At 67.2% G+C, this 23,830-nt stretch carries 23 protein-coding genes; 7 read left to right on the forward strand and 16 right to left on the reverse strand.

Going from position 1 to position 23,830, the window contains the following annotated elements:
- The first annotated feature begins 32 nt into the window (after positions 1-32).
- Positions 33-485 carry a hypothetical protein gene (locus F464_RS0102790; protein WP_018988253.1) on the forward strand — a complete coding sequence of 151 codons (453 nt, stop codon included), beginning with the start codon at positions 33-35 and terminating at the stop codon, positions 483-485.
- A 67-nt stretch (positions 486-552) separates the two neighbouring features.
- Positions 553-1,311 (forward strand): HesA/MoeB/ThiF family protein, encoded by a 759-nt coding sequence (locus tag F464_RS0102795; protein ID WP_018988254.1) that lies wholly within the window; start codon positions 553-555, stop codon positions 1,309-1,311.
- 12 nt (positions 1,312-1,323) lie between these two features.
- Here F464_RS0102795 and ribD read toward each other — a convergent pair whose 3' ends face one another.
- The 9 genes from ribD to pmbA form a co-directional block, all read right to left on the reverse strand.
- Entirely contained in the window at positions 1,324-2,418 is a 1,095-nt protein-coding gene (gene ribD / locus F464_RS0102800; protein ID WP_026295692.1) for a bifunctional diaminohydroxyphosphoribosylaminopyrimidine deaminase/5-amino-6-(5-phosphoribosylamino)uracil reductase RibD, read from the reverse strand.
- The gene (nrdR, locus tag F464_RS0102805; protein ID WP_018988256.1) at positions 2,399-2,914 is read right to left on the reverse strand and encodes a transcriptional regulator NrdR; all 516 of its coding nucleotides are present in this window, start codon (positions 2,912-2,914) and stop codon (positions 2,399-2,401) included. The genes ribD and nrdR overlap by 20 nt, the downstream gene beginning before the upstream one ends.
- Positions 2,915-3,012: 98 nt before the next feature.
- Positions 3,013-4,263: a serine hydroxymethyltransferase gene (glyA, locus tag F464_RS0102810; RefSeq protein WP_018988257.1), complete on the reverse strand. Its 1,251-nt coding sequence runs from the start codon at positions 4,261-4,263 to the stop codon at positions 3,013-3,015.
- A gap of 114 nt (positions 4,264-4,377) precedes the next feature.
- The gene (locus F464_RS0102815) at positions 4,378-5,025 is read right to left on the reverse strand and encodes a histidine phosphatase family protein (protein WP_018988258.1); all 648 of its coding nucleotides are present in this window, start codon (positions 5,023-5,025) and stop codon (positions 4,378-4,380) included.
- Positions 5,016-6,707, reverse strand: a complete 1,692-nt coding sequence (locus F464_RS0102820) for a TRAP transporter large permease (protein WP_018988259.1) — start codon at positions 6,705-6,707, stop codon at positions 5,016-5,018. The genes F464_RS0102815 and F464_RS0102820 overlap by 10 nt, the downstream gene beginning before the upstream one ends.
- A complete protein-coding gene (locus tag F464_RS27755) occupies positions 6,704-7,312 on the reverse strand; it encodes a TRAP transporter small permease subunit (RefSeq protein WP_018988260.1) in 609 nt (202 codons plus the stop codon). Before F464_RS27755 ends, F464_RS0102820 begins: the two co-directional genes overlap by 4 nt.
- A 135-nt stretch (positions 7,313-7,447) precedes the next feature.
- Entirely contained in the window at positions 7,448-8,530 is a 1,083-nt protein-coding gene (locus tag F464_RS0102835; RefSeq protein ID WP_018988261.1) for a TRAP transporter substrate-binding protein, read from the reverse strand.
- Positions 8,531-8,738: 208 nt separating this feature from the next.
- Positions 8,739-9,821, reverse strand: a complete 1,083-nt coding sequence (locus F464_RS0102840) for a TRAP transporter substrate-binding protein (protein WP_018988262.1) — start codon at positions 9,819-9,821, stop codon at positions 8,739-8,741.
- A 150-nt stretch (positions 9,822-9,971) separates the two neighbouring features.
- Positions 9,972-11,312, reverse strand: coding sequence for a metalloprotease PmbA (gene pmbA / locus F464_RS0102845; RefSeq protein WP_026295694.1), 1,341 nt, complete (start codon positions 11,310-11,312; stop codon positions 9,972-9,974).
- Between the two features lie 61 nt (positions 11,313-11,373).
- On the opposite strand from pmbA, the gene yjgA reads away from it, so the two are divergent.
- Positions 11,374-11,952, forward strand: a complete 579-nt coding sequence (gene yjgA / locus F464_RS0102850) for a ribosome biogenesis factor YjgA (RefSeq protein ID WP_018988264.1) — start codon at positions 11,374-11,376, stop codon at positions 11,950-11,952.
- A 28-nt stretch (positions 11,953-11,980) separates the two neighbouring features.
- Positions 11,981-12,571: a molybdopterin adenylyltransferase gene (gene mog / locus F464_RS0102855; RefSeq protein WP_018988265.1), complete on the forward strand. Its 591-nt coding sequence runs from the start codon at positions 11,981-11,983 to the stop codon at positions 12,569-12,571.
- A gap of 9 nt (positions 12,572-12,580) precedes the next feature.
- Here mog and F464_RS0102860 read toward each other — a convergent pair whose 3' ends face one another.
- The 7 genes from F464_RS0102860 to F464_RS0102890 form a co-directional block, all read right to left on the reverse strand.
- Positions 12,581-13,261 carry a protein-methionine-sulfoxide reductase heme-binding subunit MsrQ gene (locus F464_RS0102860; RefSeq protein ID WP_018988266.1) on the reverse strand — a complete coding sequence of 227 codons (681 nt, stop codon included), beginning with the start codon at positions 13,259-13,261 and terminating at the stop codon, positions 12,581-12,583.
- Positions 13,262-13,311: 50 nt separating this feature from the next.
- Entirely contained in the window at positions 13,312-14,256 is a 945-nt protein-coding gene (msrP, locus tag F464_RS0102865; RefSeq protein ID WP_018988267.1) for a protein-methionine-sulfoxide reductase catalytic subunit MsrP, read from the reverse strand.
- A 101-nt stretch (positions 14,257-14,357) separates the two neighbouring features.
- Positions 14,358-15,125 carry an anti-sigma factor family protein gene (locus F464_RS0102870; protein WP_018988268.1) on the reverse strand — a complete coding sequence of 256 codons (768 nt, stop codon included), beginning with the start codon at positions 15,123-15,125 and terminating at the stop codon, positions 14,358-14,360.
- A gap of 2 nt (positions 15,126-15,127) precedes the next feature.
- On the reverse strand, positions 15,128-15,631 hold the full coding sequence (locus tag F464_RS0102875; RefSeq protein ID WP_018988269.1) for a sigma-70 family RNA polymerase sigma factor: 504 nt from the start codon (positions 15,629-15,631) through the stop codon (positions 15,128-15,130).
- A gap of 166 nt (positions 15,632-15,797) precedes the next feature.
- Positions 15,798-16,460 carry a histidinol-phosphatase gene (locus F464_RS0102880; RefSeq protein ID WP_018988270.1) on the reverse strand — a complete coding sequence of 221 codons (663 nt, stop codon included), beginning with the start codon at positions 16,458-16,460 and terminating at the stop codon, positions 15,798-15,800.
- 27 nt (positions 16,461-16,487) lie between these two features.
- Positions 16,488-17,168, reverse strand: a complete 681-nt coding sequence (gene hda, locus F464_RS0102885; protein ID WP_018988271.1) for a DnaA regulatory inactivator Hda — start codon at positions 17,166-17,168, stop codon at positions 16,488-16,490.
- The gene (locus tag F464_RS0102890; RefSeq protein WP_018988272.1) at positions 17,165-18,256 is read right to left on the reverse strand and encodes an AI-2E family transporter; all 1,092 of its coding nucleotides are present in this window, start codon (positions 18,254-18,256) and stop codon (positions 17,165-17,167) included. Before F464_RS0102890 ends, hda begins: the two co-directional genes overlap by 4 nt.
- A gap of 140 nt (positions 18,257-18,396) precedes the next feature.
- Between F464_RS0102890 and purM the strand changes: the two genes are divergently transcribed.
- The 3 genes from purM to F464_RS0102905 all read left to right on the forward strand — a co-directional run bounded on the left by purM (position 18,397) and on the right by F464_RS0102905 (position 23,819).
- The gene (purM, locus tag F464_RS0102895) at positions 18,397-19,443 is read left to right on the forward strand and encodes a phosphoribosylformylglycinamidine cyclo-ligase (protein ID WP_018988273.1); all 1,047 of its coding nucleotides are present in this window, start codon (positions 18,397-18,399) and stop codon (positions 19,441-19,443) included.
- A 148-nt stretch (positions 19,444-19,591) separates the two neighbouring features.
- Complete coding sequence (locus tag F464_RS0102900) at positions 19,592-20,734, forward strand: efflux RND transporter periplasmic adaptor subunit (RefSeq protein ID WP_018988274.1); 1,143 nt, start codon at positions 19,592-19,594, stop codon at positions 20,732-20,734.
- A gap of 10 nt (positions 20,735-20,744) precedes the next feature.
- Complete coding sequence (locus tag F464_RS0102905; RefSeq protein ID WP_018988275.1) at positions 20,745-23,819, forward strand: efflux RND transporter permease subunit; 3,075 nt, start codon at positions 20,745-20,747, stop codon at positions 23,817-23,819.
- Positions 23,820-23,830: the final 11 nt, after the last annotated feature.

The raw sequence follows: 23,830 nt of genomic DNA on the forward strand, positions 1-23,830 counted from the left end.
GCCTATAAGGCCTATTTGATGGGGAGGCTGGGATGCGCCGAGAAACCGCCTACAAACTGGCCGGCCGTCATCATGACCACCCTGTGGCGGCGGCGGGTCTTTACAAGGAGCGGGAGATCCGCTTCGCCGAATATCCGCCCCGCCAGGCGGAGCAGGCGCTGCGGTCTCTGAGCATGCTCAAGGGGCTGCATGCCGCGCCCCACGATGAACGCCGGTATTCCATCGTCGTTTCCTATTCTGTGCTCGAGCTCTCGCTCGAGGTGCTGGAAAACGCGCTGCGCGATGCCGGGTTCCATCTCGACAACTCGCTCTACGTGAAATTGACGCGCGCCGTCGTGTACTTCTGCGAGGAAACGCAGCGGCACAACGTCGAGTCGCCGGAGCGACTGCTCAAGAAGTCGAACGAGGTTTACGTGAAGGTGTATGAGCATCACCTCCACGGCGATCACGACGATACGCCGCCGGAATTCCGTGAATACAAGTGAGCCCGATCCGACGATTGGGCGTTGATGTGCCGGCAGTGCAGCCGGTACCGTGTGGGTTATTGTCCCGATGAATGACGATCAGCTTCTCCGCTACAGCCGCCACATCCTGCTCCCTGAAATCGGTGTGGAAGGTCAGGAGGCGATTCTTGCCGCGCGAGTACTCGTCGTCGGTGCGGGCGGCCTCGGTTCGCCGGCCGCGATGTATCTCGCCGCGGCAGGCGTCGGTACCTTGGTCCTGTGCGACGGCGATACGGTGGATCTCACCAACCTGCAGCGCCAGATCCTGCACAGTGCGGAGGGCGTGGGGCGCCTGAAGGTGGAATCGGGACGTGACACGCTGTTGCGCCTGAATCCGTTTGCCCGCGTCGAAACGGTGGCCGAGCGCCTGGAAGGGGATGCGCTCGAGGCGCAGGTCGCGGCCGCCGACGTGGTGCTCGACTGCTCGGACAACTTCGCCACGCGTCACGCGATCAACCGCGCGTGCGTGCGTCATCGCAAGCCGCTCGTGTCGGGTGCGGCGATCCGCTTCGACGGCCAGGTCTCGGTCTTCGACCTGCGCCAGGCCGAGAGCCCGTGCTACCACTGCCTGTTCCCCGAGGGGCAGGAGGTGGAGGAGATCCGCTGCGCGGTGATGGGGGTGTTCGCACCGCTCACCGGGATCATCGGCGCAACCCAGGCCGCCGAGGCGCTGAAGCTGCTGGTCGGTTGCGGGACGACGCTGGACGGCCGGCTGCTGTTGCTCGATGGTCTCGGCATGGAATGGCGTAGCGTGACGCTCGGCCGCGATCCCGACTGCGCCGTGTGCGCCGGTCGCGGCGAAGCCTGAGTCCCGCGGCCGTCAGGCTGCGAGCGGGCGGGCGATGACCCGCAGGTCTCCGCCGATGCGGCGCACGTCGCGCAGATCGAGCCGCACGGCCTTGTCGAGGGCCGCGAGTTCGGGCAGGTTGAACAGCCCCCGGGCGGCGTCGCCGACGAGCATGGGGGCCATGTAGAGCAGGAGCTCGTCGACGCAGCCTTCACGCAGCAGCGAGCCGTTGAGCTTGAAGCCCGCTTCGGCATGGACCTCGTTGAAGCCACGCCGCCCGAGCTCCAGCATCAGGGCCGTCAGGTCCACTTTGCCTGCGCCATCGGGCAGCACGACCACCTCGATGCCGCGTTCGGCGAGTGCGGCAATCCTGCCTTCGTCCGCAACGGCTGCGGCGACGAGGCACTTCCCGTCCTGCAGCAGCCTGGCCGAGAGCGGTACGTCGAGGCGGGCGTCCACCAGGACGCGCTGCGGCTGGCGCTCGCAGGCAACCGCGCGCACGTTGAGCTGCGGGTCGTCTCCGCGCACCGTGCCGATGCCGGTGAGCACGGCGCACGCCCGCGCCCGCCAGCGATGGCCGTCGCGCCGTGCCGCGTCGCCGGTGATCCATTGGCTGACGCCGTTGTTCAGCGCGGTCTTGCCGTCCAGCGTGCTCGCCGCCTTGAGACGCAGCCACGGGCGGCCACGGGTCATGCGCGAGATGAAGCCGATGTTGAGTTCGCGTGCCTCGTCGCCCAGCAGGCCGCTGCTCGCCGCGATGCCCGCCTCGCGCAGCATGGCCATGCCGCGGCCGGCGACGAGCGGGTTGGGATCCTCCATCGCCGCGACGACGCGGGTGATGCCGGCGCGGATCAGTGCCTCGGCGCAGGGGGGGGTGCGGCCGTGGTGGGCGCAGGGCTCGAGCGTCACATAGGCGGTCGCGCCGCGTGCCGCGCCGCCGGCGAGCTTGAGGGCTTCGATCTCGGCATGTGCCTCGCCGGCGCGCCGGTGCCAGCCCTCGCCGACGATTTCGTCCTCGCGCATCAGCACGCAGCCGACGCGCGGGTTGGGCGTGGTGGTTTCCAGGCCGCGTGCGGCGAGCTGCAGCGCGCGGGCCATCGCGCGGTGGTCAGTTGCCGAAAAGGTCATTCTCGGTACCGCCGGGGTCGGGGTTGTCCTTGCGTCCGCGCTTCGGGCGCGTCTGCACTTCGCGGATCACTTCGGAGAATTCGTCGACGTCGGCGAAATTGCGATAGACCGATGCGAAGCGGATGTAGGCGACCTTGTCGAGCTTCTTCAGCTCCTTCATCACCAGTTCGCCGATCTTCTCGCTCGGGACTTCGGTTTCGCCCATCGACAGCAGTTTCGCCTCGATGCGGTCGACCGAGGCTTCGAGCGCTTCGAGCGTGACGGGCCGCTTGCGCAGCGCGAGCTTCAGGCTGCCCGTCAGCTTGTCGTGGTCGAATTCGGTGCGTATGCCGTTGCGCTTGATGATGTGCGGCATCTTGAGGTCGATGCGCTCGTAGGTCGTGAAGCGCTTGTCGCAGTGGGCACAGCGGCGCCGACGGCGGACGACTTCGCCATCTTCGTTCTCGCGCGTGTCGGTCACCTGGGTGTTCGGGTCGCCGCAGAACGGACACTTCATGGTGTGTGTCGGCCTTTCTCAACTCGCACAAAAAAACGGGGTGTGCCGTGCAAGGACGGCACACCCCGGTTGTTCACGCAGGACTCGTTGTCTGCGGATTATTTCCCATACACCGGATGCTTGGCGCACAGTTCCGCGACCTTGCCGCGAACACGGGTGAGGACGGCCTCGTCTTCGGGGGCGTCGAGCACGTCGGCGATCAGGTGCGCGATCTGTTCGGCTTCGATCTCGGTGAAGCCGCGCGTGGTCATGGCCGGCGAGCCGATGCGGATGCCGGACGTGACGAAGGGCTTTTCCGGATCCTTCGGGATGGCGTTCTTGTTCACGGTGATGTGCGCAGCACCCAGCGCGGCTTCGGCAGCCTTGCCGGTGATGTTCTTGGCGCGCAGGTCGACCAGGAAGAGGTGGCTTTCCGTGCGGCCGGAGACGATGCGCAGGCCGCGCTCCTCGCCGAGGACGCGTGCCATCACGCGGGCGTTGGCGATGACCTGTTCCTGGTAGTTGCGGAACTGCGGGCCCAGCGCTTCCTTGAAGGCCACCGCCTTGCCGGCGATGACGTGCATCAGCGGGCCGCCCTGCAGGCCGGGGAAGATCGCGGAGTTGATGGCCTTCTCGTGCTCGGCCTTCATCAGGATGATGCCGCCGCGCGGGCCGCGCAGCGTCTTGTGCGTGGTCGAGGTGACGACGTCGGCGTGCGGGACCGGGTTGGGATAGTAGCCCGCGGCGATCAGGCCGGCGTAGTGGGCCATGTCGACCCAGAAGATCGCGCCGACTTCCTTCGCGACTTTCGCGAAGCGTTCGAAGTCGATGTGCAGCGAGTAGGCGGAGGCGCCGGCGACGATGATGCGCGGCTTGTGCTCGCGCGCGAGACGCTCCATCTGGTCGTAGTCGATCTCTTCCTTCTCGTTCAGGCCGTAGGCGACGACGTTGAACCACTTGCCCGACATGTTCAGCGGCATGCCGTGGGTGAGGTGGCCGCCTTCGGCGAGGCTCATGCCCATGATGGTGTCGCCGGGCTTGGCGAAGGCCATCAGCACGGCCTGGTTGGCCTGCGAGCCGGAGTTCGGCTGCACGTTCGCGGCGTCGGCGCCGAAGAGCTTCTTGAGGCGGTCGATCGCGATCTGTTCGGCGACGTCGACGTGCTCGCAGCCACCGTAGTAACGCTTGCCCGGATAGCCTTCGGCGTATTTGTTGGTGAGCTGGGAACCCTGCGCTTCCATCACGGCGTTGGAAACATAGTTTTCCGAGGCGATGAGTTCGATGTGGTCTTCCTGACGGCGGTTTTCGGCCTGGATGGCTGCCCACAGTTCCGGATCGACCTTGGCGAGGGTGTCTTGCGCAGAGAACATGAAACGGTCTCGAAGGGGTGATTAAAGGCGAATATTAGCACGCACGGGAGTACGCATGAAACGCAGGCCGGAGCCTGCGATGCTCGCCGGCACCTGGTGCGGTGGAGCACGGCTTCAGGCGTTCGGCAGTTCGTCGCGCGCCGCGGCGAGGTGGCGCTTGTCGGCCCAGCTGACGAGGTGCCAGCGCGTGCCGTCGTATTCGATCCAGTTGAGCGCGGCGTTCGGAATCGCGAAATCGCGCGGGGCGTCGAGGGCCTTGCCGGCCGCGAGGCGATGGACGATGTCTAGTACGCCGCCGTGCGTGACGATCAGGACCTGTTCGCCGTGATGGGTGGCGGCGAGGTCGGCGAGGACGTGTTCGACGCGGCCTGCGAACTCGGTGAGGCTTTCTCCGCCGCCGGGAAAGGTGAAATGCGGATCACGCTGTTTGAAGCGGCGGAAATCGTCGGGAAAGTGCGCCTCGGCCTCGGTGTAGGTGAGGCCCTGGAAGACGCCGTAATGACGCTCGCGCAGGCGGGGCTGGAATTCGACCCTGCCTTCACGATCCCGCGTGATCGCCACGGCCGTCTGGCGTGCGCGTTGCAGGTCGCTGCAGTACACCGCGGCGAAATGAACGGTCGCGAGTCCGGCGGCGGTGGCGAGGGCCTGCGCCTCGCCGGTCGGGTTGAGCGGGACGTCGAGGTGGCCCTGCAGGCGGTGCTCGACGTTCCACGCGGTCTCTCCGTGCCGCACGAGGCACAGGCGGGTAGGCCTCACTTCCATGCGCCTCCACCACCGCTCTCGCCCCAGCCACTGTCGCCGCCTGTCGGCTGCTGGATCTGGATGGTATCGAGATCGACCTTGGACTTCTCGTCGAGGCCGCCCGTGACCAGTTCGGGGAAGGCAATGACCAGGCCGACCATGAAGATCTGGATGATCACGAAGGCGACCGAGCCGCGGTAGATGTCGCCGGTTTTGAAGTCTTCGATACGCTTGTTCGTGATGCGGTCGAGGTAGGCCTTGGCCGGCGCGACGCTGCGCAGGTAGAACAGTGCGAAACCGAACGGCGGGGTCAGGAAGGAGGTCTGCAGGTTCAGTGCGATGATGACGCCGAACCAGATCAGGTCGATCCCCATCTTGTCGGCGACCGGACCGAGCAGCGGCATCAGGATGAACGCGATCTCGAAGAAGTCGATAAAAAAGCCGAGGAAGAAGATCACGGCGTTCACGAACAGCAGGAAGCCGAGCTGGCCGCCGGGCAGCCGGTCGAACAGGTGCTCGACCCACTTCTGGCCGTCGACCGCGGTGAACACGAAGCTGAAGATCGTCGAGCCGACGAGGATGAAGAGCACGAAGATCGACAGCCGCGAGGTCGATTCGAGCGCTTGCACGAGGGTCTTGAAGTCGAGGCGACCACGCGACACGGCCATGATCATGGCGCCGACAGCACCCATCGCGCCGCCTTCGGTCGGCGTTGCGACGCCGAGGAAGATCGTGCCGAGCACGAGGAAGATCAGGATCAGCGGCGGGATCAGTACGAATGTGACGCGTTCGGCGATGCGCGACAGCAGGCCGAGCCTGAGGCCCCTGTTGATGAGGGCCAGGACGAGCGCGAGGATAGTGCCGAAGGTCAGTGCGACGACGATGACCTCATCGAGCGCGGGTGCGATCGCGTCCGCCCCCTTCAGCCAGGCGTGGACCGCTCCGTACTGGTAGCCGAGGAGGATCGATGCCCCGGTGACGACGACGGCCAGCATGCCGAGCGAGCGCAGGCCGGAACTGCCATCCGGTTCGCGGTAGGCGAGCGCCTCGGGCGGCAGGGCCGGCACCATCTTCGGCTTGAAGATCGCGAGACCGACGATGAACAATGCGTACAGGCCGACCAGCGAGAGCGCCGGGATCATGGCGCCCTTGTACATGTCGCCGACGCTGCGGCCGAGCTGGTCGGCCATGACGATCAGCACGAGGGAGGGCGGGATGGCCTGCGCGAGCGTGCCGGACGCGGTGATGACGCCGGCCGCAATCGGGCGGCTGTAGCCGTAACGCAGCATGATGGGCAGGGAGATCAGGCCCATCGAGATCACGGAGGCCGCGACGACGCCGGTGGTGGCGGCGAGCAGGGCGCCGACGAAGATGACTGCGAGGGCGAGACCGCCGCGCACCGGGCCGAACACCTGGCCGACCGTCTCCAGCAGGTCCTCGGCCATGCCGCTTCGTTCGAGGATCAGCCCCATCAGCGTGAAAAACGGGATCGCCAGCAGGGTGTCGTTCTGCATGATGCCGAACACGCGCAGCGGCAGGGCCTGGAACAGCGTCGAGGGAATGATGCCCAGTTCAAGGCCGACGAAGCCGAAGAACAGGCCGCAGGCCGACAGCGAGAAGGCGACCGGGAAGCCCGAAAGCAGGAAGAAGATGATGACCCCGAACATGATCGGGGCGATGTTGGCGGCAATGAATGCTGTCATTTCTGTGACTCGCCGGCAGTGTTGGTCTGGGTGGAGTCGCCGACTGCGGCGTGAACATGGTCTTCGGTCGTATCTGCACCGGAGTGGGCGATGCTGTCGGGGCCCTTGCCGGTCAGGAAGGCGATGCGCTTGATCAGCTCGGAAACGGCCTGCAGGGCAAGCAGGCCGAAGCCGGCCGGCACCAGCGCGTACACCGGCCAGCGGATCAGGCCGCCGGCGTTGGATGAGACTTCGCCCGAGACGTAGGCGCCGTGCACCACCGGCCATGAGAAGCTGATCATGAAGTAGCACAGCGGCAGCAGGAAGACGATGATGCCGATGACGTCGATGATGTTGCGCATGCGCGCACTCAGCTTCCCGGCCAGGACGTCGATCCGCACGTGGGCATTCTGCAGGAACGCATATCCGGCGCCGAGCATGAACACGGCGGCGAACAGATACCACTGGATTTCGAGGAAGGCGTTCGAGCCGACGTTGAACGCCTTGCGTGCGACCGCGTTCAATGCGCTGATCACCGCAGTGGCGAAGATGAACCAGATGACGATCCTGCCGATGAGTCGGCTGAGTGCGTCAATCGATTTTGATAAATTGAGCAGAGTTCCCATCGGGTATTCGCCTGAAACGTTTGGGGCAAAGATGCCGACCATCGGGCCGGGCTCGCCGGGGATCGGATGCTACCGTGCTGCAGCCTGCGGCGGAAGTGCAAACGGCCCGCCGAGGCGGGCCGTTTGCGTTGAATGTCAGAGCTTCTGCGCGGCCATGTACTGGTCGTAGCTGCCTTCCGCGATGCCCTGCCACTGGTAGGCGTCGGACAGGAAGCGCGAGTAGTCGGCGTAGACCTTCTTCCAATGCGGGTTCTTGCTGTTCAGATCCGCATAGACTTCGCGCGAGGCCTTGAAGGCGGCGTCCATCACATCCTTCGGCAGGCGGTGGAGCTTGGCGCCTTCGGCGATCAGTTGCTTCAGCGAGGTGGGGTTGCGCGCGTCATAGCGTGCCAGCACTTCGATGTGGGCGTCGGCGGCGGCTTGCCGCACGATGGACTGGTATTCCTTCGACAGGCCGCTGTAGGCCTTGGCATTCACGAGGAGGGAGAACTGCGTGCTGCCTTCCCACCATGCCGGGTAATAGTAGTTCTTGGCGACCTTGTGCAGGCCCAGGCGCAGATCGTCGTAGGGGCCGATCCATTCGGCGGCATCCACGGTGCCCTTCTCCAGCGCCTGGTAGATCTCGCCCGCCGGAATGTTCTGCGGCACGGCGCCGAGTTTCGAGATCACGCGGCCGGCGAAGCCGCCGATGCGGATCTTGAGGCCGTTGATGTCCGTGACCGACTTGATCTCCTTGCGGTACCAGCCGCCCATCTGGGCGCCCGAGTTGCCCATCATGAAGTTGACGATGTTGAACTGGGCGTAGAACTCGCGCAGCAGCTTCATGCCGTTGCCTTCGTTCATCCACGCGGCCATCTGGCGTGCGTTCATGCCGAAGGGGATGGCGCAGTCGAGTGCGAAGGTCTCGTCCTTGCCGAAGAAATAATAGGGCGCGGTGTGTGCGCACTCGATGGTGTCCTGCTGCAGCGCATCGACGACGCCGAAGGCCGGGACCAGTTCGCCGGCGGCATGCACGCTGACGGTGAACTTACCGCCCGTCGCTTCGGTCACGTTCTTCGCAAAGGTCTCCGCGCCACCGAAGAGCGTTTCCAGCGATTTGGGGAAGCTCGAAGCCAGGCGCCAGCGGATGGCCTGCTGTGCGCCGACGATCGCAGGCGCAGTGCCTGCAGCAATGATTCCGGCGAGCCCGGCGTTCTTCAGGAATTTGCGACGTTCCACGAGTTGTCTCCTCTCACGTTTGTTGCTGGTTTTAATGGCGGCGAGGGTACTCCGTTTGGAGTGGACTGAAAAAGCCGCGGAAAACCCTAACAAACCGTGGTGAGACGGCCGTATGGTGTGGTGCGGATGTGCTGCGGCCTTCGTCGCAAGGCCGGCGCTGAACAGCGCACCACTCGGGCGCCCTGGTCAGGGGCGCCCTGTGTCGGGCTCAGAGTTTCTGTGCCGACATGTACTGGTCGTAGCTGCTCTCGGCGATCGCCGACCACTGGTACTGCTCCTTCATGAAGCGGGAGTAGTCGTCGTAGATCTTCTTCCAGTGCGGATTCTTGTCGTTGAGTTCCGCATAGACTTCGCGCGAAGCCTTGAAGGCTGCATCCATCACGTCCTTCGGCAGGCGGCGGAGCTTGGCGCCTTCCGAGATCAGTTGCTTGAGCGCGGGCGGATTGCGCGCGTCGTAGCGGGCCTGGGTGATGACATGCGACTCGGCTGCGGCCTGGCGGACGATGGCCTGGTACTCCTTCGACAGACCGTTGAATGCCTTGGCGCCGACGTAGAGGGTGGTCTGGGCGCTGCCTTCCCACCATGCCGGGTAGTAGTAGTAGGGGGCGACGCGGTAGAGGCCGAGCTTGAGGTCGTCGTGCGGGCCGACGAATTCGGTCGCGTCGAGCGCGCCTTTTTCCAGCGCCGAGTAGATTTCGCCGGCGGGGATGTTCTGCGACACCACGCCGAGCTTGGCGAGCACGCGGCCGCCGAAGCCGCCGACGCGGAATTTGAGGCCGTTGAAGTCGGCGACCGACTTGATTTCCTTGCGGAACCAGCCGCCCATCTGTGCGCCGGTGTTGCCCATCGGGAAGCTGATGATGTTGTACGGCGCGTAGAACTCGCGCAGCAGTTTCATGCCGTTGCCTTCGAACATCCAGGCGTTGAGCTGGCGCTCGTTCATGCCGAAGGGGATGGCGCAGTCGAAGGCGAAGGCCTCGTCCTTGCCGAAGAAATAGTACGGCGCGGTGTTGGCGCACTCGACCGTGCCCTGCTGGATCGCGTCGACGACGCCGAAGGCGGGGACGAGTTCGCCGGCAGCATGGACGGTGACAGTGAATTTGCCGCCCGTCGCCTCACCGACGTTCTTGGCGAACACTTCGGCGGCACCGATCAGGGTGTCGAGCGATTTCGGGAAACTCGAGGCGAGGCGCCAGCGGATGTTTTCCTGCGCATGAACGATTGCCGGTGCGGTGCCGCTGGCGAGCACGCCGGCAATGCCGGCCCCTTTGAGAAACTTGCGACGTTCCACGATCTCTCCTTGTTATCCGTGCTGGAATCGAGACGATGACCCTGAGATGATCCGGGGGGTGAGGCAGTCGCGCCGGATCGCGCGCCGAATCATAGCCCAGCACGATCAAATTGCCACCGCCGTGCGGTGGCGTTCACGCGCCGGAAACGCTCAGCGTCCGGCGATCTTCATGCGCTCGATGAGGACCGAGCCGCAGAGTTTCGCGCCGCGCGGCAGGGCGTCGTTGCCGATGGCGACGATATTGCGGAACATGTCGCGCAGGTTGCCGGCGATGGTTATTTCTTCCACGGCGTGCTTGATCTTGCCTTTCTCGACCCAGAAGCCGGCCGCGCCGCGCGAGTAGTCGCCGGTGACGTAATTGACGCCCTGGCCGAGCAGTTCGGTGACGACGAGGCCGCGGTCCATGTGCTTGACCAGTGCGGCGAAGTCCATGTCGCCCGGCTTGACGATGAGGTTGTGCGAGCCGCCGGCGTTGCCGGTGGTCTCCATGCCGAGTTTGCGTGCCGAGTAGGTCGACAGGAAGTAGCCCTGCAGCACGCCGTCGGTCACGACTTCGCGGTCGTGCGTGGCCACGCCGTCGCTGTCGAAGGCGCTGGAGCCGAAGGCCTTGGGCAGGTGCGGGCGCTCCGAGATGTTCACGACGGGCGAGAACACGGGCTGGCCGAGGCTGTCGAGCAGGAAGGACGACTTGCGGTACAGCGAGCCGCCGCTCACCGCATAGACGAAGTTGCCGATCAGCGAGACGGCGAGCGCCGCGTCGAACAGCACGGGCACTTCGCAGGTCTTGATTTTCTTCGCGCCGAGGCGGGCGAGGGCGCGTTCGGCGGCACGCTGGCCGACCGATTCGGCCGACATCAGCTCGGCGGCGTCGCGGCGCGTGTCGTACCAGTACTCGCGCTGCATGCCGTCGCCTTCGCCGGCGATGACCGAGCAGGACAGGCTGTGGCGCGAGCTGGCGTAGCCGCCCATGAAGCCGTTGCTGTTGGCGGAGATGAAGTGCGATTCCTGCGTCGAGACGCTGGCGCCTTCGGAATTCGTGATCTTCGGGCTGATGGCGAAGGCGGCGTCCTCGCAGCGGCGCGCCGCGGTGATCGCGTCCTCGACGCTGGGGCGCCACGGGTGATGGAGGTCGAGGTCGGGGCAGTCCTTCGCCATCAGCACGGCGTCCGCGAGTCCGGCGCAGGGGTCGGGTGCGGTGAAGCGCGCGATCGAGACCGCTGCGTCGACGGTGGCCTTCAGGGCCGCCTTCGAGAAGTCCGAGGTGCTGGCGTGGCCGCGCTGCTGGCCGAGGTAGACGGTGACGCCGATGCCCTTGTCGCGGTTGTACTCGATCGTATCGACTTCGCCTTTGCGCACCGTCGCGGACTGGCCGAAGCCTTCGGAGACGTCGGTTTCGCAGGCCGAGGCGCCGCGCTTCTTCGCGAACTTGAGGATGTCGCTGGCGATTTCCTGCAGGCGGTCGGGGGGAAAGGAGAAGCCTTGATCGGACATGGGCGGGAGACCGTTGAGCAAAGGCTATAATCTTACCCCGTTCCCACCGACTGTACTTTTCATGAGCCACGCCCACCACGACGAGATGCTTCCGGACGACGATTCGGGCGTTCCGGAGCCGCCCAGCAAGAGCCAGCGCAAACGCGACATGCATGCGCTGCAGGCACTCGGAGAGGAGCTGGTGGCGCTGTCGCTGGACCAGCTGAAGAAGGTGCCGCTGCCCGAGTCGCTCGCCGACGCGGTGCGCGAGGCCAAGCGCATCACCAGCCACGAGGGGCGCCGGCGCCAGATGCAGTATGTCGGCAAGCTGATGCGCAACGTCGATCCGGCGCCGATCCAGGCGCAGCTCGATGTCTTCAACGGCATCTCGAAGGCGGAGATCGCACGCCAGCACCGGCTCGAGCGCCTGCGCACCGATCTGCTGGAGGACGAGAAGACGCTGCAGGCGATCGGCGAGCAGTGGCCGGAGGCCGACTTCCAGCAGCTGCGCACGCTGCGCCGCAACGCGCTCAAGGAGCGCGAGCTGAACAAGCCGCCGCGCGCGTTCCGCGAGATCTTCCGCATCCTGCGCGATCTCGACGCCGGGGCGGGCGGTGGTGACGCGGCCGACGCCGCGGTTGACGACGACGCCGAAGAATGAGCGATCAGGACGCAATGAGGGAGACGCAATGAGCGACGAAATCACCATCGGCCTGGTCTCGATCAGCGACCGGGCTTCCGACGGGACCTACGAGGACCAGGGCATCCCGGCGCTGCAGGACTGGCTCGCCAAGGCGCTGACTTCGCCGTGGCGTGCGGTGACGCGGCTGATTCCGGACGAGCGGCCGATGATCGAGCGCACGCTGGTCGACCTGGCCGACACCGTGGGCTGCTCGCTGATCCTGACGACCGGCGGCACGGGTCCGGCGGTGCGCGACGTGACGCCGGAGGCGACGCTGGCGGTGGGCGAGAAGGAGATGCCCGGTTTCGGCGAGGAGATGCGCCGCATCAGCCTGAACTTCGTGCCGACGGCGATCCTGTCGCGCCAGGTCGCGGTGATCCGCGGCAAGTCGCTGATCGTGAACCTGCCGGGGCAGCCGAAGTCGATCCGCGAGACGCTGGAAGGCCTGCGTGCCGCCGACGGTTCGGTCGCGCATGTCGGGATCTTCGCGGCGATTCCCTACTGCATCGATCTCATCGGCGGCCCCTACGTCGAGACCGACGAGGCGGTGATCAAGGCCTTCCGACCGAAGAACGCGATCCGCCCGAAGCAGGGCTGAGTTGCAGTCTTAGCGCGGCGACTTCGCGACGAGCGGGATGACCTTCGCGCCCGGCATCGGGCGCGGCATGCTCGCGGCGATCTGGCGGCGGCGTTCCAGCTCGCGCCACCAGCCGCGCACGCCGAGCAGGGCGGCGAGGATCAGGCCGTAGATCATCGGTTCGAGGATGTCTGCCTTCACCAGCCACCAGTAATGCACGATCGCGAGGATGCCGATCGCGTACACCGAACGGTGCAGCGATTGCCAGCGGCGACCGCCCAGGCGCCGGATCGCGTAGTTGTTCGACGTGAGGGCGAGCGGGATCAGCAGCACGAAGGCCGAGAAGCCTACGGTGATGAAGGGCCGCTTCATGATGTCGTGCGCGATCGACTGCAGGTCGAAGAACTGGTCGAGCCAGAAATACGTCGTGAAGTGCAGGCTGGCGTAGAAGAAGGCGAACAGGCCCAGCATGCGGCGCAGGCGCAGCAGCCAGTTGAGCCCGGTGAGCTTGCGCAGCGGCGTAACGGCGAGCGTGATCAGCAGGAAGCGCAGCGTCCAGTCGCCGCTGCCGCGCGTGATCGCCTCGATGGGGTTGGCGCCGAGGGCGTCGTCGAACCAGCGCCGCGCGTAGAGCGCGAACGGCACGAGGCACAGCGCGAACAGGGCGGCCTTGATGGCGGTGAGTTGGGCGGCGGACGGGGTCTTCGTCATGGAGGCGGGCAGGGGCGGCATTCAGGTCGGCGCGCGGGGCGGAACGCGGGTCAGAAGGACTTGCGCAGGTCCATGCCCTGGTACAGGCTGGCGACCTGCTCGGCGTAGCCGTTGAACATCAGCGTCGGGCGCTTGCGGAATTCGCCGAGGCGCCGTTCGGTCGCCTGGCTCCAGCGGGGATGGTCGACGTTCGGGTTCACGTTCGAATAGAAGCCGTACTCGCTCGGCGCGGACTTGTTCCATGCGGTGCGGGGTTCCTTCTCGACGAGGCGGATCGCGACAATGGACTTGGCGCTCTTGAAGCCGTACTTCCATGGCACGACGACGCGGACCGGGGCGCCGTTCTGGTTCGGCAGCACTTCGCCGTACAGGCCGAGCGTGAGCAGCGTCAGCGGATGCATTGCCTCGTCCATGCGCAGGCCCTCGGTGTAGGGCCAGTCGAGCACGGGGCGGCGCATCATGATCTTCGGGTCGTAGTGGGTGACGAACTCGACGTACTTCGCGCTGCCCTGCGGATCGACCTGCTTGAGTAGCGCCGACAGCGGAAATCCGACCCAGGGGATCACCATCGACCACGCCTCGACGCAGCGCAGGCGATACACGCGTTCCTCGAGCGGGGCGAGCCTGAGCAGCTCGTCGATGTCGAAAGTGCGCGGCTTGCCGGCCAGCCCCTCGACGCGCACCGTCCATGGGCGCACGGCCAGCTTGCCGGCATTCGCCGCGGGGTCTTCCTTGTCGGTGCCGAATTCGTAGTAGTTGTTGTAGGTCGTGACCGACTTGTAGGGCGTCTGGGGCTCGTCGCTGCTGAGGGGCGAGCGTGCCAGCGGGCCGAGCTTCGCCGCGGCGGCGCGTGCCTCGGACGGCAGGCCGGCCCACATCGCAGCGCCGGCGGCGAGGGTCGCACCGGCGCCGAGGAGGAAGCGCCGCCGGTCCTCGAACAGGGCTCGTGGAGTGATTTCCGATGGCAGGATGTCGCTGGGCCTGAGGATTCGCATCGCGTCACGTCTCTGGGTGAAAAAGCTGTTCGTTCGGCATCCGCAGGGTGCCGAAGTTCCGGTCGATCGGGGAATTTGACCCGCTTGTGCCGGGGCGACCGTCAGGGAGCGATCTGGTGATAGACGCTGTTCGCGAGCGGCAGCAGCGTGTCGCGGCCGAACTGGCCGGACAGGGCGTAGGCGAAGCGCCCGTCCACCCAGTAGAACACGCCCACTTCGCCCTGCTGCGCGTAGCGGAATGCGGTCGTGCCGGCGCCGTCGTCGCGCACGCTGAGGTAGAGCGTGAGGCGGCGGCCGCCGTCATTCTCGTACATGAACTGGGCGCTGGGGCCGTCGGCTGCGGGCAGGAGGCGTCCGCCGAGCAGTGCGAAGCCCTGCTCGCGCAGGTCGGGCAGCTTCACCGGTGCGCCGAGGCGCTTCGTCAGCCAGGCGACGAGATGCTGTTCCTGGTCGGCGCCGACCTCGACGGGATGGCGGACTTCGGGCGAATACACCGCGTGGGCGACCGCGGCGCGATGCGGCAGGGATGCGAGGGTGTCGCCGTCCGGGGCGGAGGACTGGCCCAGGTGGTAGCCGACACCCGCGCCCGCAAGCGCGCCGACGGTCATCCAGGCGGCAACGGCGGCGAAGCGGAGGGTGCGCATCGGCCGGCGCCGTTCGAGCGAGGCGCGCAGTCGCGCCGGGACGGGCTCGTCGAGGAGCGGATCGTAGGCGCCGCGCAGCGCATCACTGTCCGAGCGCCATTCCGCGACGCGCGCGGCACGTGCCGGATCCTCGGCCAGCCATGCGTCGACCTCGGCGCGGCGGGCGGCGTCGAGTCGCCGGTCGACCCAGGCATGCAGATCGTCTTCGCAGATCGGGCGGGGCATGGCTATTTCACAACCTTCAGGTAATCGGGTACTGCGGATTGCCCGGCGAGCACCTGGCGCAGGCGCTCGCGCGCACGCGACAGGCGCGACATGATGGTGCCGATGGGCGTGCCGAGGATGCGGGCGGTGTCCTCGTAGCTCATGTCCTCCAGCGCGACGAGCAGCAGCACTTCGCGCTGCTCGGGGGACAGTTGCTGCAGCGCGCGTTCCAGTTCGCGCAGTTCGATGCCGTCAAGTTGCTGGGGGCGTACCGCGACCTCGGGCAGGTCTTCGGGGGGACGGAAGTCCATCGCGCCCGAGGCGCGGTACTGGTTTACGAACACGTTGTGCATCATCGTCAGCAGCCAGGCGCGCAGGTTGCCCGGGCGCCACAGACGGCCTTTCCGCAGCGCGCGCTCCAGGGTGTCCTGCACGAGGTCGTCGGCACGTGCGGCGTCGCCCGTCAGGCCGCGCGCATAGCGGCGCAGGCGCGGGATTTCGGCGAGAAGGGCGTCGTCGGAGAACATGCGGGGCGGCGGTCAGGGGCGGATGACGGCAGGCAGGCGGTGCGTGTTCATGATCGGGGTCCTCGATGCGGCTGTTGATGCATGAACACGCCTGCGCCGGGGATTATTCCCTTGCCGCGCAGCTTTCCGGTGGCGTGCGACCTCCGGTCCGCCCGGCCGGGGGCGTTCAGCGCAGTGAGATGACGGGCCAGCCGGCAGACTGGGCGTGCGCGCGCAGGGTGTCGTCGGGGTCGACGGCGATGGGGTCGGTGACGCGCGCCATCAGCGGCAGGTCGTTGTGCGAGTCGCTGTAGAACCACGAGCGGCCGAAGCTTCCCATGTACAGGCCCAGCGATTCGAGCCAGGCGTCGACGCGCTCGATCTTGCCGGCCTTGAACGCGGGCATGCCGCGCGGCTTGCCGGTGAAGGCGCCGCTTTCCTGCGCGGGGATGGTCGCGACGAGGTGCGGGATGCCGAATTCGCGCACGATGGGGCCGGTGACGAAGCTGTTGGTGGCGGTGACGACGGCGACGAGCGCGCCGCTGTCGAGGTGCTGGCGCACGAGCGCGCGGGACTTCTCGGTGATCATGGGGGCGACCGAGTTGGCCATGAACTGGCGGTGCCAGGTGTCGAGCTGCTCGCGCGGATGGCGGGCGAGGGGGGCGAGCTGGAAGTCGAGGAACTCGAAGATGTCCAGCGTGCCGGCCTTGTATTGCTCGTAGAAGCGGACGTTCTTCGCTTCCTGCACTTCGCGGTCGAGCACGCCCTGGGCGATGAGGAACTGCGCCCACTCGAAATCCGAGTCGCCGGCGAGGAGGGTGTTGTCGAGGTCGAAAAGGACGAGATCCACTGTGTTTCCTTGGGTTGAGGAGCCGGCTCAGATGTCCAGGCCGGCCTGCATCATTTCGCGCAGCAGCGGCAGCGTGACGGCGCGCTTGCGTTCGAGGGAGGCATTGTCGAGGGCGTCGAGCACCGCGAGCAGGCTGGGCAGGTCGCGGCGGCCGTGGCGCATCAGGAAGTCGATGACCTCGTCGGCCAGCCGCAGGCCGCGGCGCGCGGCCAGCGTCGCGAGGATGGCGGCGCGCGATTCGTCGTCGAGCGGGCGCACCTCGTAGATCAGGCATTGGCCGATGCGGGTGCGCAGGTCTTCGCGCAGGGCGAGCTGGCGCGGTGCTTCCCCGCCGGCGAGCAGCAGCGTCTGGCCGAGGCTGCGCGAGCGGTTGAAGGCGTTGAAGAGGGCGATCTGGGCGTCGTCGCCGAGGCGGTCGACGTCGTCGATGGCCAGCAGCAGGCCGGGCGTCTGCGGCAGTTCGTGGCCGACCTCGTCGGCGCCGATGCAGGCCGTCGGCCGGCCGCCGGCGGCGGCGAGCGTGCCGCGCAGGAGGTGGCTGCGGCCGCTGCCGGCAGGGCCCCACAGGTAGAGGTGGCCGGGCAGCGGTGTTTCCGCAGGGGCGGCAATGGCGCGCAGGGTGGCGACGAGTTCTTCGTTGCCGCCGACGACGAAGTTGTCGAGGGTGGGCGGTGCGTCGGGGCGGATGTCGAGGACGAGCTGTTTCATTGCGGGGGGGCGTCGGCAGGAGGGTCGCCGAGATAGACACGGCTCGTGAGCCAGGCCGTGCGCACTTCGCGCAGGCCGACCAGGATCGCGGCACTCGCGGGCAGGGCGACGAGGATGCCGACGAAGCCGAAGAGCTGGCCGAAGGCCATCAGCGCGAAGATCACCGCAAGCGGGTGCAGGCCGATGCGCTCGCCGACGAGGTAGGGCGTGAGCGCGAAGCTTTCGATGAGCTGGCCGAGGCCGAAGACGATGGCGACGCCGATCAGCGGTGGCCAGCCTTCGGCCTGCAGCAGCGCGGAGAGGATGGCGAGCAGCAGGCCGCCGCCGAAGCCGATGTAGGGGATGAAGACGAGCAGGCCGGTGATGACGCCGACGGGCAGCGCGAACTTGAGGCCGGCGATCCACAGGCCGACGCTGTAGAAGACGGCCAGCAGCAGCATCACCGAGAGCTGGCCGCGCAGGAACTCGGAGAGCACGCGGTCGATGTCGTTGATGATGCGCATCGTGCGCTCGAGCATGGGGCGCGGGATGACGGTCTGCAGGCCGCCGAGGATGTGCGGCCATTCCTGCAGCAGATAGAACATCACGACCGGCACGAGGAAGACGCTGGCGGCGGCGCCCGCCAGCGCGAGGCCGCCCTGGCGCAGCTGGCCGAGGATCACGGGAACGAGGTCTTGGGCGCTGTCCCAGTGTTCGGCGATCCAGGTGCGCACGAAGGCGGCGTCGAGCTGGAAGTCGAGGTCGAAGCGTGTACGCAGCAGGGGCGCGACGTGGGTGTTGATGAGCTCGATGAGGTCGGGCAGGCGCCGGACCAGCGCGATCGCCTCGCGCCAGATCATGGGGGCGAGGATCAGGAACAGCAGCAGGAGCAGCAGTCCGGCGCCGAGGATCACGAGCAGCACGGCGGCGGGGCGCGGAATGCGGCGCGCGACCATCCAGTTCACTGCCGGATCGCAGATGTAGGCGAAGACGGCCGCGATCGCGAAGGGCGCGAGGATGGGCGACAGGGCGTAGAACAGCGCGAGCAGCGCCAGCGCGACGCCGGCCCAAGCGGCAGTTTGCAGACGGTCGGCGCGGGAAGGGTTCATTTCGAGTAAAATCGCGGACTTGGCGCGGGTACCTGGTGACCCGCGAAACCCGTAAATGTAGCCACTTGGCGTGGCGGCCTCAAGTTCGGCCGTCCGCGGCAGCGGCCCGAATGCGCATCCAGCAAGCCTGAGGAACGATCTTGAGCTCCCCGAAACCTTCCCTTTCCTACCGTGATGCCGGTGTCGATATCGATGCCGGCGACGCCCTCGTCGACCGCATCAAGCCACTGGCGAAACGCACCATGCGCCCCGAAGTGCTGGGCGGCATCGGCGGTTTCGGCGCGCTGTTCGAGCTGTCGAAGAAGTACCGCGAGCCGGTGCTGGTGTCGGGTACCGACGGCGTTGGCACGAAGCTGAAGCTCGCGTTCCAGCTCAACAAGCATGACACGGTTGGCCAGGATCTGGTGGCGATGAGCGTGAACGACATCCTCGTGCAGGGTGCCGAGCCGCTGTTCTTCCTCGATTACTTCGCCTGCGGCAAACTTGATGTCGATACCGCCGCGGCGGTCGTCGGCGGCATCGCGCGCGGCTGCGAGTTGTCGGGTTGCGCGCTGATCGGCGGCGAAACGGCCGAGATGCCGGGCATGTACCCGGACGGCGAGTACGATCTGGCCGGTTTCGCGGTGGGTGCGGTGGAGAAGTCGGAAATCATCGACGGCTCGACCATCAAGCCGGGTGACGTGGTGCTGGGGCTGGCGTCCAGCGGCGCGCATTCGAACGGCTATTCGCTGATCCGCAAGATCATCGAGCGCGCGAACCCGGATCTCGACGCCGATTTCCACGGCCGCCCCTTCCGCGACGTGGTGCTGGAGCCGACGCGCCTGTACGTGAAGTCCATGCTGGGCCTGATGCGCGCGATCCCGGGCGTCGTGAAGGGCATGGCGCACATCACCGGCGGCGGCCTGCTGGAGAACGTGCCGCGCATCCTCGGCGAGCATCTGACGGCGAGCCTGGAGGCGTCGTCGTGGACGCTGCCGCCGCTGTTCCAGTGGCTGAAGCAGGAAGGCAACGTCGCCGACCAGGAGATGTACCGCGTGTTCAACTGCGGCGTCGGCATGGTCGTGATCGTGTCGCCGGAGCAGGCCGATGCGGCCGTCGCGAACCTCGAGGCAGCAGGCGAGACGGTGTATCGCCTCGGCCGCATCGAGGCGCGCGCGGAAGGCGCGGCGCAGACGACGGTCGCCTGAGTTTCGCCGGGGCCGCGCGCGATGCGGGGCCCTGCCTTCCGCGCAACTTTGGTGCCGGGGGGCTTGTCAGCTGTATGCAGGGAGCGCACCAAACGGGGTGCGCTCGTTTTTTTTCCGGACCCCGTTCCAGTTTGAGTGCTCGCCGAAGATGCCCGCCCGCCGTCGCCTGATTGCCGCCGTAAGCCTTGCCGGAATCGCCGCCCTCGCGGGTTATGCGTACTTCGCGAACCGCAGTGCCGGCACGGCCCTGCCGGCGTCCGGCGCGAAGCCGGCCGCGGGCGCCGGTGCGGCAGCTGCGCAGGGGCCAGCGGACGTGGAGACGGCGACGGTCGCGGCCGAGTCGATGGCGGACGACGTGAGCGCGGTGGGCACGCTGCGCTCGAACGAGTCCGTCGTCCTGCGCCCCGAGGTCGCCGGGCGCATCGAGGCGATCCGCTTCCGTGAAGGCAGTCCGGTGCGTCGCGGTGACGTGCTGGTCGACTTCGATGCCGCGGTGCAGCGGGCCGAGGTGCAGCAGGCGAAGGCGAACCTGGCGCTGGCGCAGGCCAATTTCGGGCGCACCGAGGATCTCTTCAACCGCAAGTTCCTGAGCCAGAGCGCGCGCGACGAGGCGGCGTCGCGGCTGGAAGTGGCGCACGCGAACATGGCGTTGGCCGAGGCGCGCCTGGGCAAGATGCGCGTCCGCGCGCCCTTTGCCGGCATCGTCGGCATCCGCAACGTGAGCGTCGGCGATTACGTCAAGGAAGGCGAGGAGCTCGTCAATCTGGAGGACATCGCGACGCTCAAGGTCGATTTCCGGCTGCCCGAGATCTACCTCGCGCAGATCCGCCCCGGGCAGAAGCTGGAGCTCGCGTCCGATGCGGTGGAGGGCAGGCGCTTCGCCGCGGTGGTCAGCGCGATCGATCCGCTCGTCGACGAGCAGGGGCGGGCGGTGGTGATGCGTGCGACGCTGCAGAATGACGGCCTGCGCTTGCGCCCCGGGATGTTCGCGCGCGTGCGGCTGATCCTGCAGGAGCGCGCCAACGTCGCGGTGGTGCCCGAGCAGGCGCTGGTGCCGGCGCCGGGCGACGTGCAGTTCGTGTATCGCGTGGTCGACGGCAAGGCGCAGCGCGTCGAGGTGAAGACCGGCGCGCGGCGCGGCACGCGGGTGGAGATCGTCAAGGGCGTGCAGGCGGGCGACCTGGTCGTGACCGCCGGGCAGCTCAAGCTGCGCGACGGGGCGGCGGTGAGGGTCGTGGGGGCTGAGGCTCCGGTCGCGCCCGAAGCGGGCACCGCCAAGCCGGCGAGCTGAGGGGGCGGTCATGATCCTGTCGGAAATCTGCATCAAGCGCCCGGTGTTCGCGACGGTGCTGTCGCTGCTGGTGCTGCTGATCGGGCTGATGTCGTATTCGCGCCTGACCGTGCGCGAGTACCCCAATATCGACGAGCCGGTGGTGACCGTCGACACCACCTATACTGGTGCGAGCGCGGAGATCGTCGAGTCGCAGGTGACGAAGCCGCTGGAAGACTCGCTCGCCGGCATCGAGGGCGTCGACGTGCTGCAGTCGATCAGCCGCCAGGAGCGCAGCCAGATCACGGTGCGCTTCCGCGTCGAGCGCAACGCCGACAGCGCCGCCGCGGACGTGCGCGACCGGGTGTCGCGCGTGCGCCGGCGCCTGCCCGACGACATCGACGAGCCGGTGATCTCGAAGGTGGAGGCGGATGCGAACCCCATCATCTGGATCGCGTTCTCGTCGGACCGCCATTCGCCGCTGGAACTTTCCGATTTCGCCAGCCGCGTGGTCAAGCCGCGCCTGCAGACGCTGTCCGGCGCGGCGGACGCGCGTATGTTCGGCGAGCGCCGCTATTCGATGCGCATCTGGCTGGACCGCGAGCGGCTCGCCGCCTTCCGGCTGACGCCGCAGGACGTCGAGGATGCGATCCGGCGCCAGAACGTGGAGCTGCCGGCGGGGCGCATCGAGAGCCGCGAGCGCGAGTTCGCGGTGGTCGCGCAGACCGATCTGGCGACGCCGCGCGAGTTCGAGTCCATCGTCGTGCGCCAGCCGCCGGCGGCCGGCGGCTACGCGGTGCGCATCCGCGACGTCGGCCGTGTCGAGGTCGCGGCGCAGAGTGAGCGCACGCTGGTGCGCTTCATGGGCAAGCCGGCGGTGTCGATCGGGCTGATCAAGCAGTCGGTGGCGAATCCGCTGGATCTCAAGCGCGGCCTCGTGGAAATGTTGCCGGTGCTGGAGGCGGAGCTGCCCGAAGGCATGCGCATGAACATCGCCAACGACACGACGGTGTTCATCGACCGCTCGATCGCGTCGGTGTTCAGCACAATCTGGGAGGCGGTGCTGCTGGTCGCGGTGATCTGCTTCTTCTTCCTGCGCAACTGGCGCGCGATGCTGATTCCGCTGGTGACGATCCCGGTGTCGCTGGTGGGGGCGTTCGCGCTGATGCTGATGTTCGGCTTTTCGATCAACACGCTGACGCTGCTGGCGCTGGTGCTGGCGATCGGCCTCGTCGTCGATGACGCGATCGTGGTGCTGGAGAATATCTACCGCCACGTCGAGGAGGGCATGGAGCCGCTGCAGGCGGCCTTCCGCGGAGCGCGGGAGATCGGCTTCGCGGTGGTGGCGATGACGATCACGCTGGCGGCGGTGTATGCGCCGGTGGCCTTCATGACCGGGCGCACCGGCAAGCTGTTCACCGAGTTCGCGCTGACGCTCGCCGGGGCGGTGATCGTGTCGGGCTTCGTCGCGCTGACGCTGTCGCCGATGATGTGCTCGAAGCTGCTGCGCCACGAAAAGAAGCACGGCCGTGTGTATAACGCCATCGAAGGCTTCCTCGGCTGGCTCACGGCCAGTTACCGGCGTGTGCTCGGGATCGCGCTGAACCTGCGCTGGGTCGTGATGGTCGCGTTCGCGCTGGTCGCGGGCTCGTCGCTGCTGCTGCTGAAGACGCTGAAGACCGAGCTCGCGCCGGTCGAGGACCGCGGGCGCGTCGTGGGCATCTTCTCCGGCCCGGAGGGCGCGACGATCGACTTCATGGCGCGCTACGCGACGCAGCTCGAAGGGATCTACGCGAAGGTTCCCGAGGTGGATCGTTACCTCGTGATTTCCGGCAACCCGACGGTGTCGCAGGGGATTTCGTTTGCCGGTTTCACCGACTGGGCGGCGCGTGAGCGCAATGCGACCGCGATCGCCGGCGAGATGCGGCCGAAGATGGCGGCGATCCCCGGCCTGCAGGTCTTCCCCGTGCTGCCGGCGTCCTTCGGCCAGAGTCCGCGCACGCGGCCGATCAGTTTCGTGATCACGACCTCGGAGTCCTACGACGAGCTGGCGCGCAACACGGACCGGATCCTCGACGAGATGCGCAAGCAGCCGGGCTTCGTGTCGCCCGATACCGACCTGAAGCTGACCAAGCCGGAACTGGCGGTCGACGTCGATCGCGAAAAGGCGGCCGATCTCGGCATCCCCGTCGATGTGATCGGGCGCACGCTGGAGACGATGCTGGGCGGGCGGCAGGTGACGCGCTACAAGCGGGATGCGGAGCAATACGACGTGATCGTGCAGGTGGCGGCGCCTAGCCGGGCGGTCGCGCGCGACATCCGCGACATCTACGTGCGCGCCAGGAACGGCGAGATGGTGCCGTTGGCGAACGTCGTCAAGGTGCAGGACCGGGTCAGCCCGCGCGAGCTGAACCACTTCGGCCAGCGGCGCTCGGTGACGATCTCCGCCAACCTCGCGCCCGGTTTCGCGATGGGCGAGGCGCTCGCGTGGCTCGACGCAACCGCCGCGGGCGTGCTGCCGGCCGGCTATGCGGTCGATTACGACGGCCAGTCGCGCGAGTTCAAGACCAGCTCGGCGAGCCTCGCGCTGACCTTCGTGCTCGCGCTCGCCTTTATCTACCTCGTGCTGGCGGCGCAGTTCGAGAGCTTCCGCGATCCCTTTATCATCATGCTGACGGTGCCCCTGTCGATGACCGGGGCGCTCGCGGCGTTGTATCTGGCCGGGGGCACGCTCAACGTGTATAGCCAGATCGGGCTGGTGACGCTGGTCGGCCTGATCACCAAGCACGGCATCCTGATCGTGGAGTTCGCGAACCAGCTGCGCGACCGGGGCGCCGCCCTGCGCGACGCGGTCGTCGAAGCGTCGGTGCTGCGCCTGCGCCCCATCCTGATGACCACCGGCGCCATGGTGCTGGGTTCGATCCCGCTCGCGCTCGCGACCGGCGCCGGCGCGGAGAGCCGCCAGCAGATCGGCTGGGTGATCGTCGGCGGCTTGCTGTTGGGGACCTTCTTCACGCTGTTCGTCGTGCCGACCGTCTACACGCTGCTCGCGCGACGCGAACGCAATCCGCTCGCGGTCGAGGACGGCGCGCCCGCTTCGGCCTGATCGTCCGCGAC

It is taken from the genome of Aromatoleum toluclasticum ATCC 700605, from assembly GCF_000378245.1.
GTDB classification, from domain to species: Bacteria; Pseudomonadota; Gammaproteobacteria; order Burkholderiales; family Rhodocyclaceae; genus Aromatoleum; species Aromatoleum toluclasticum.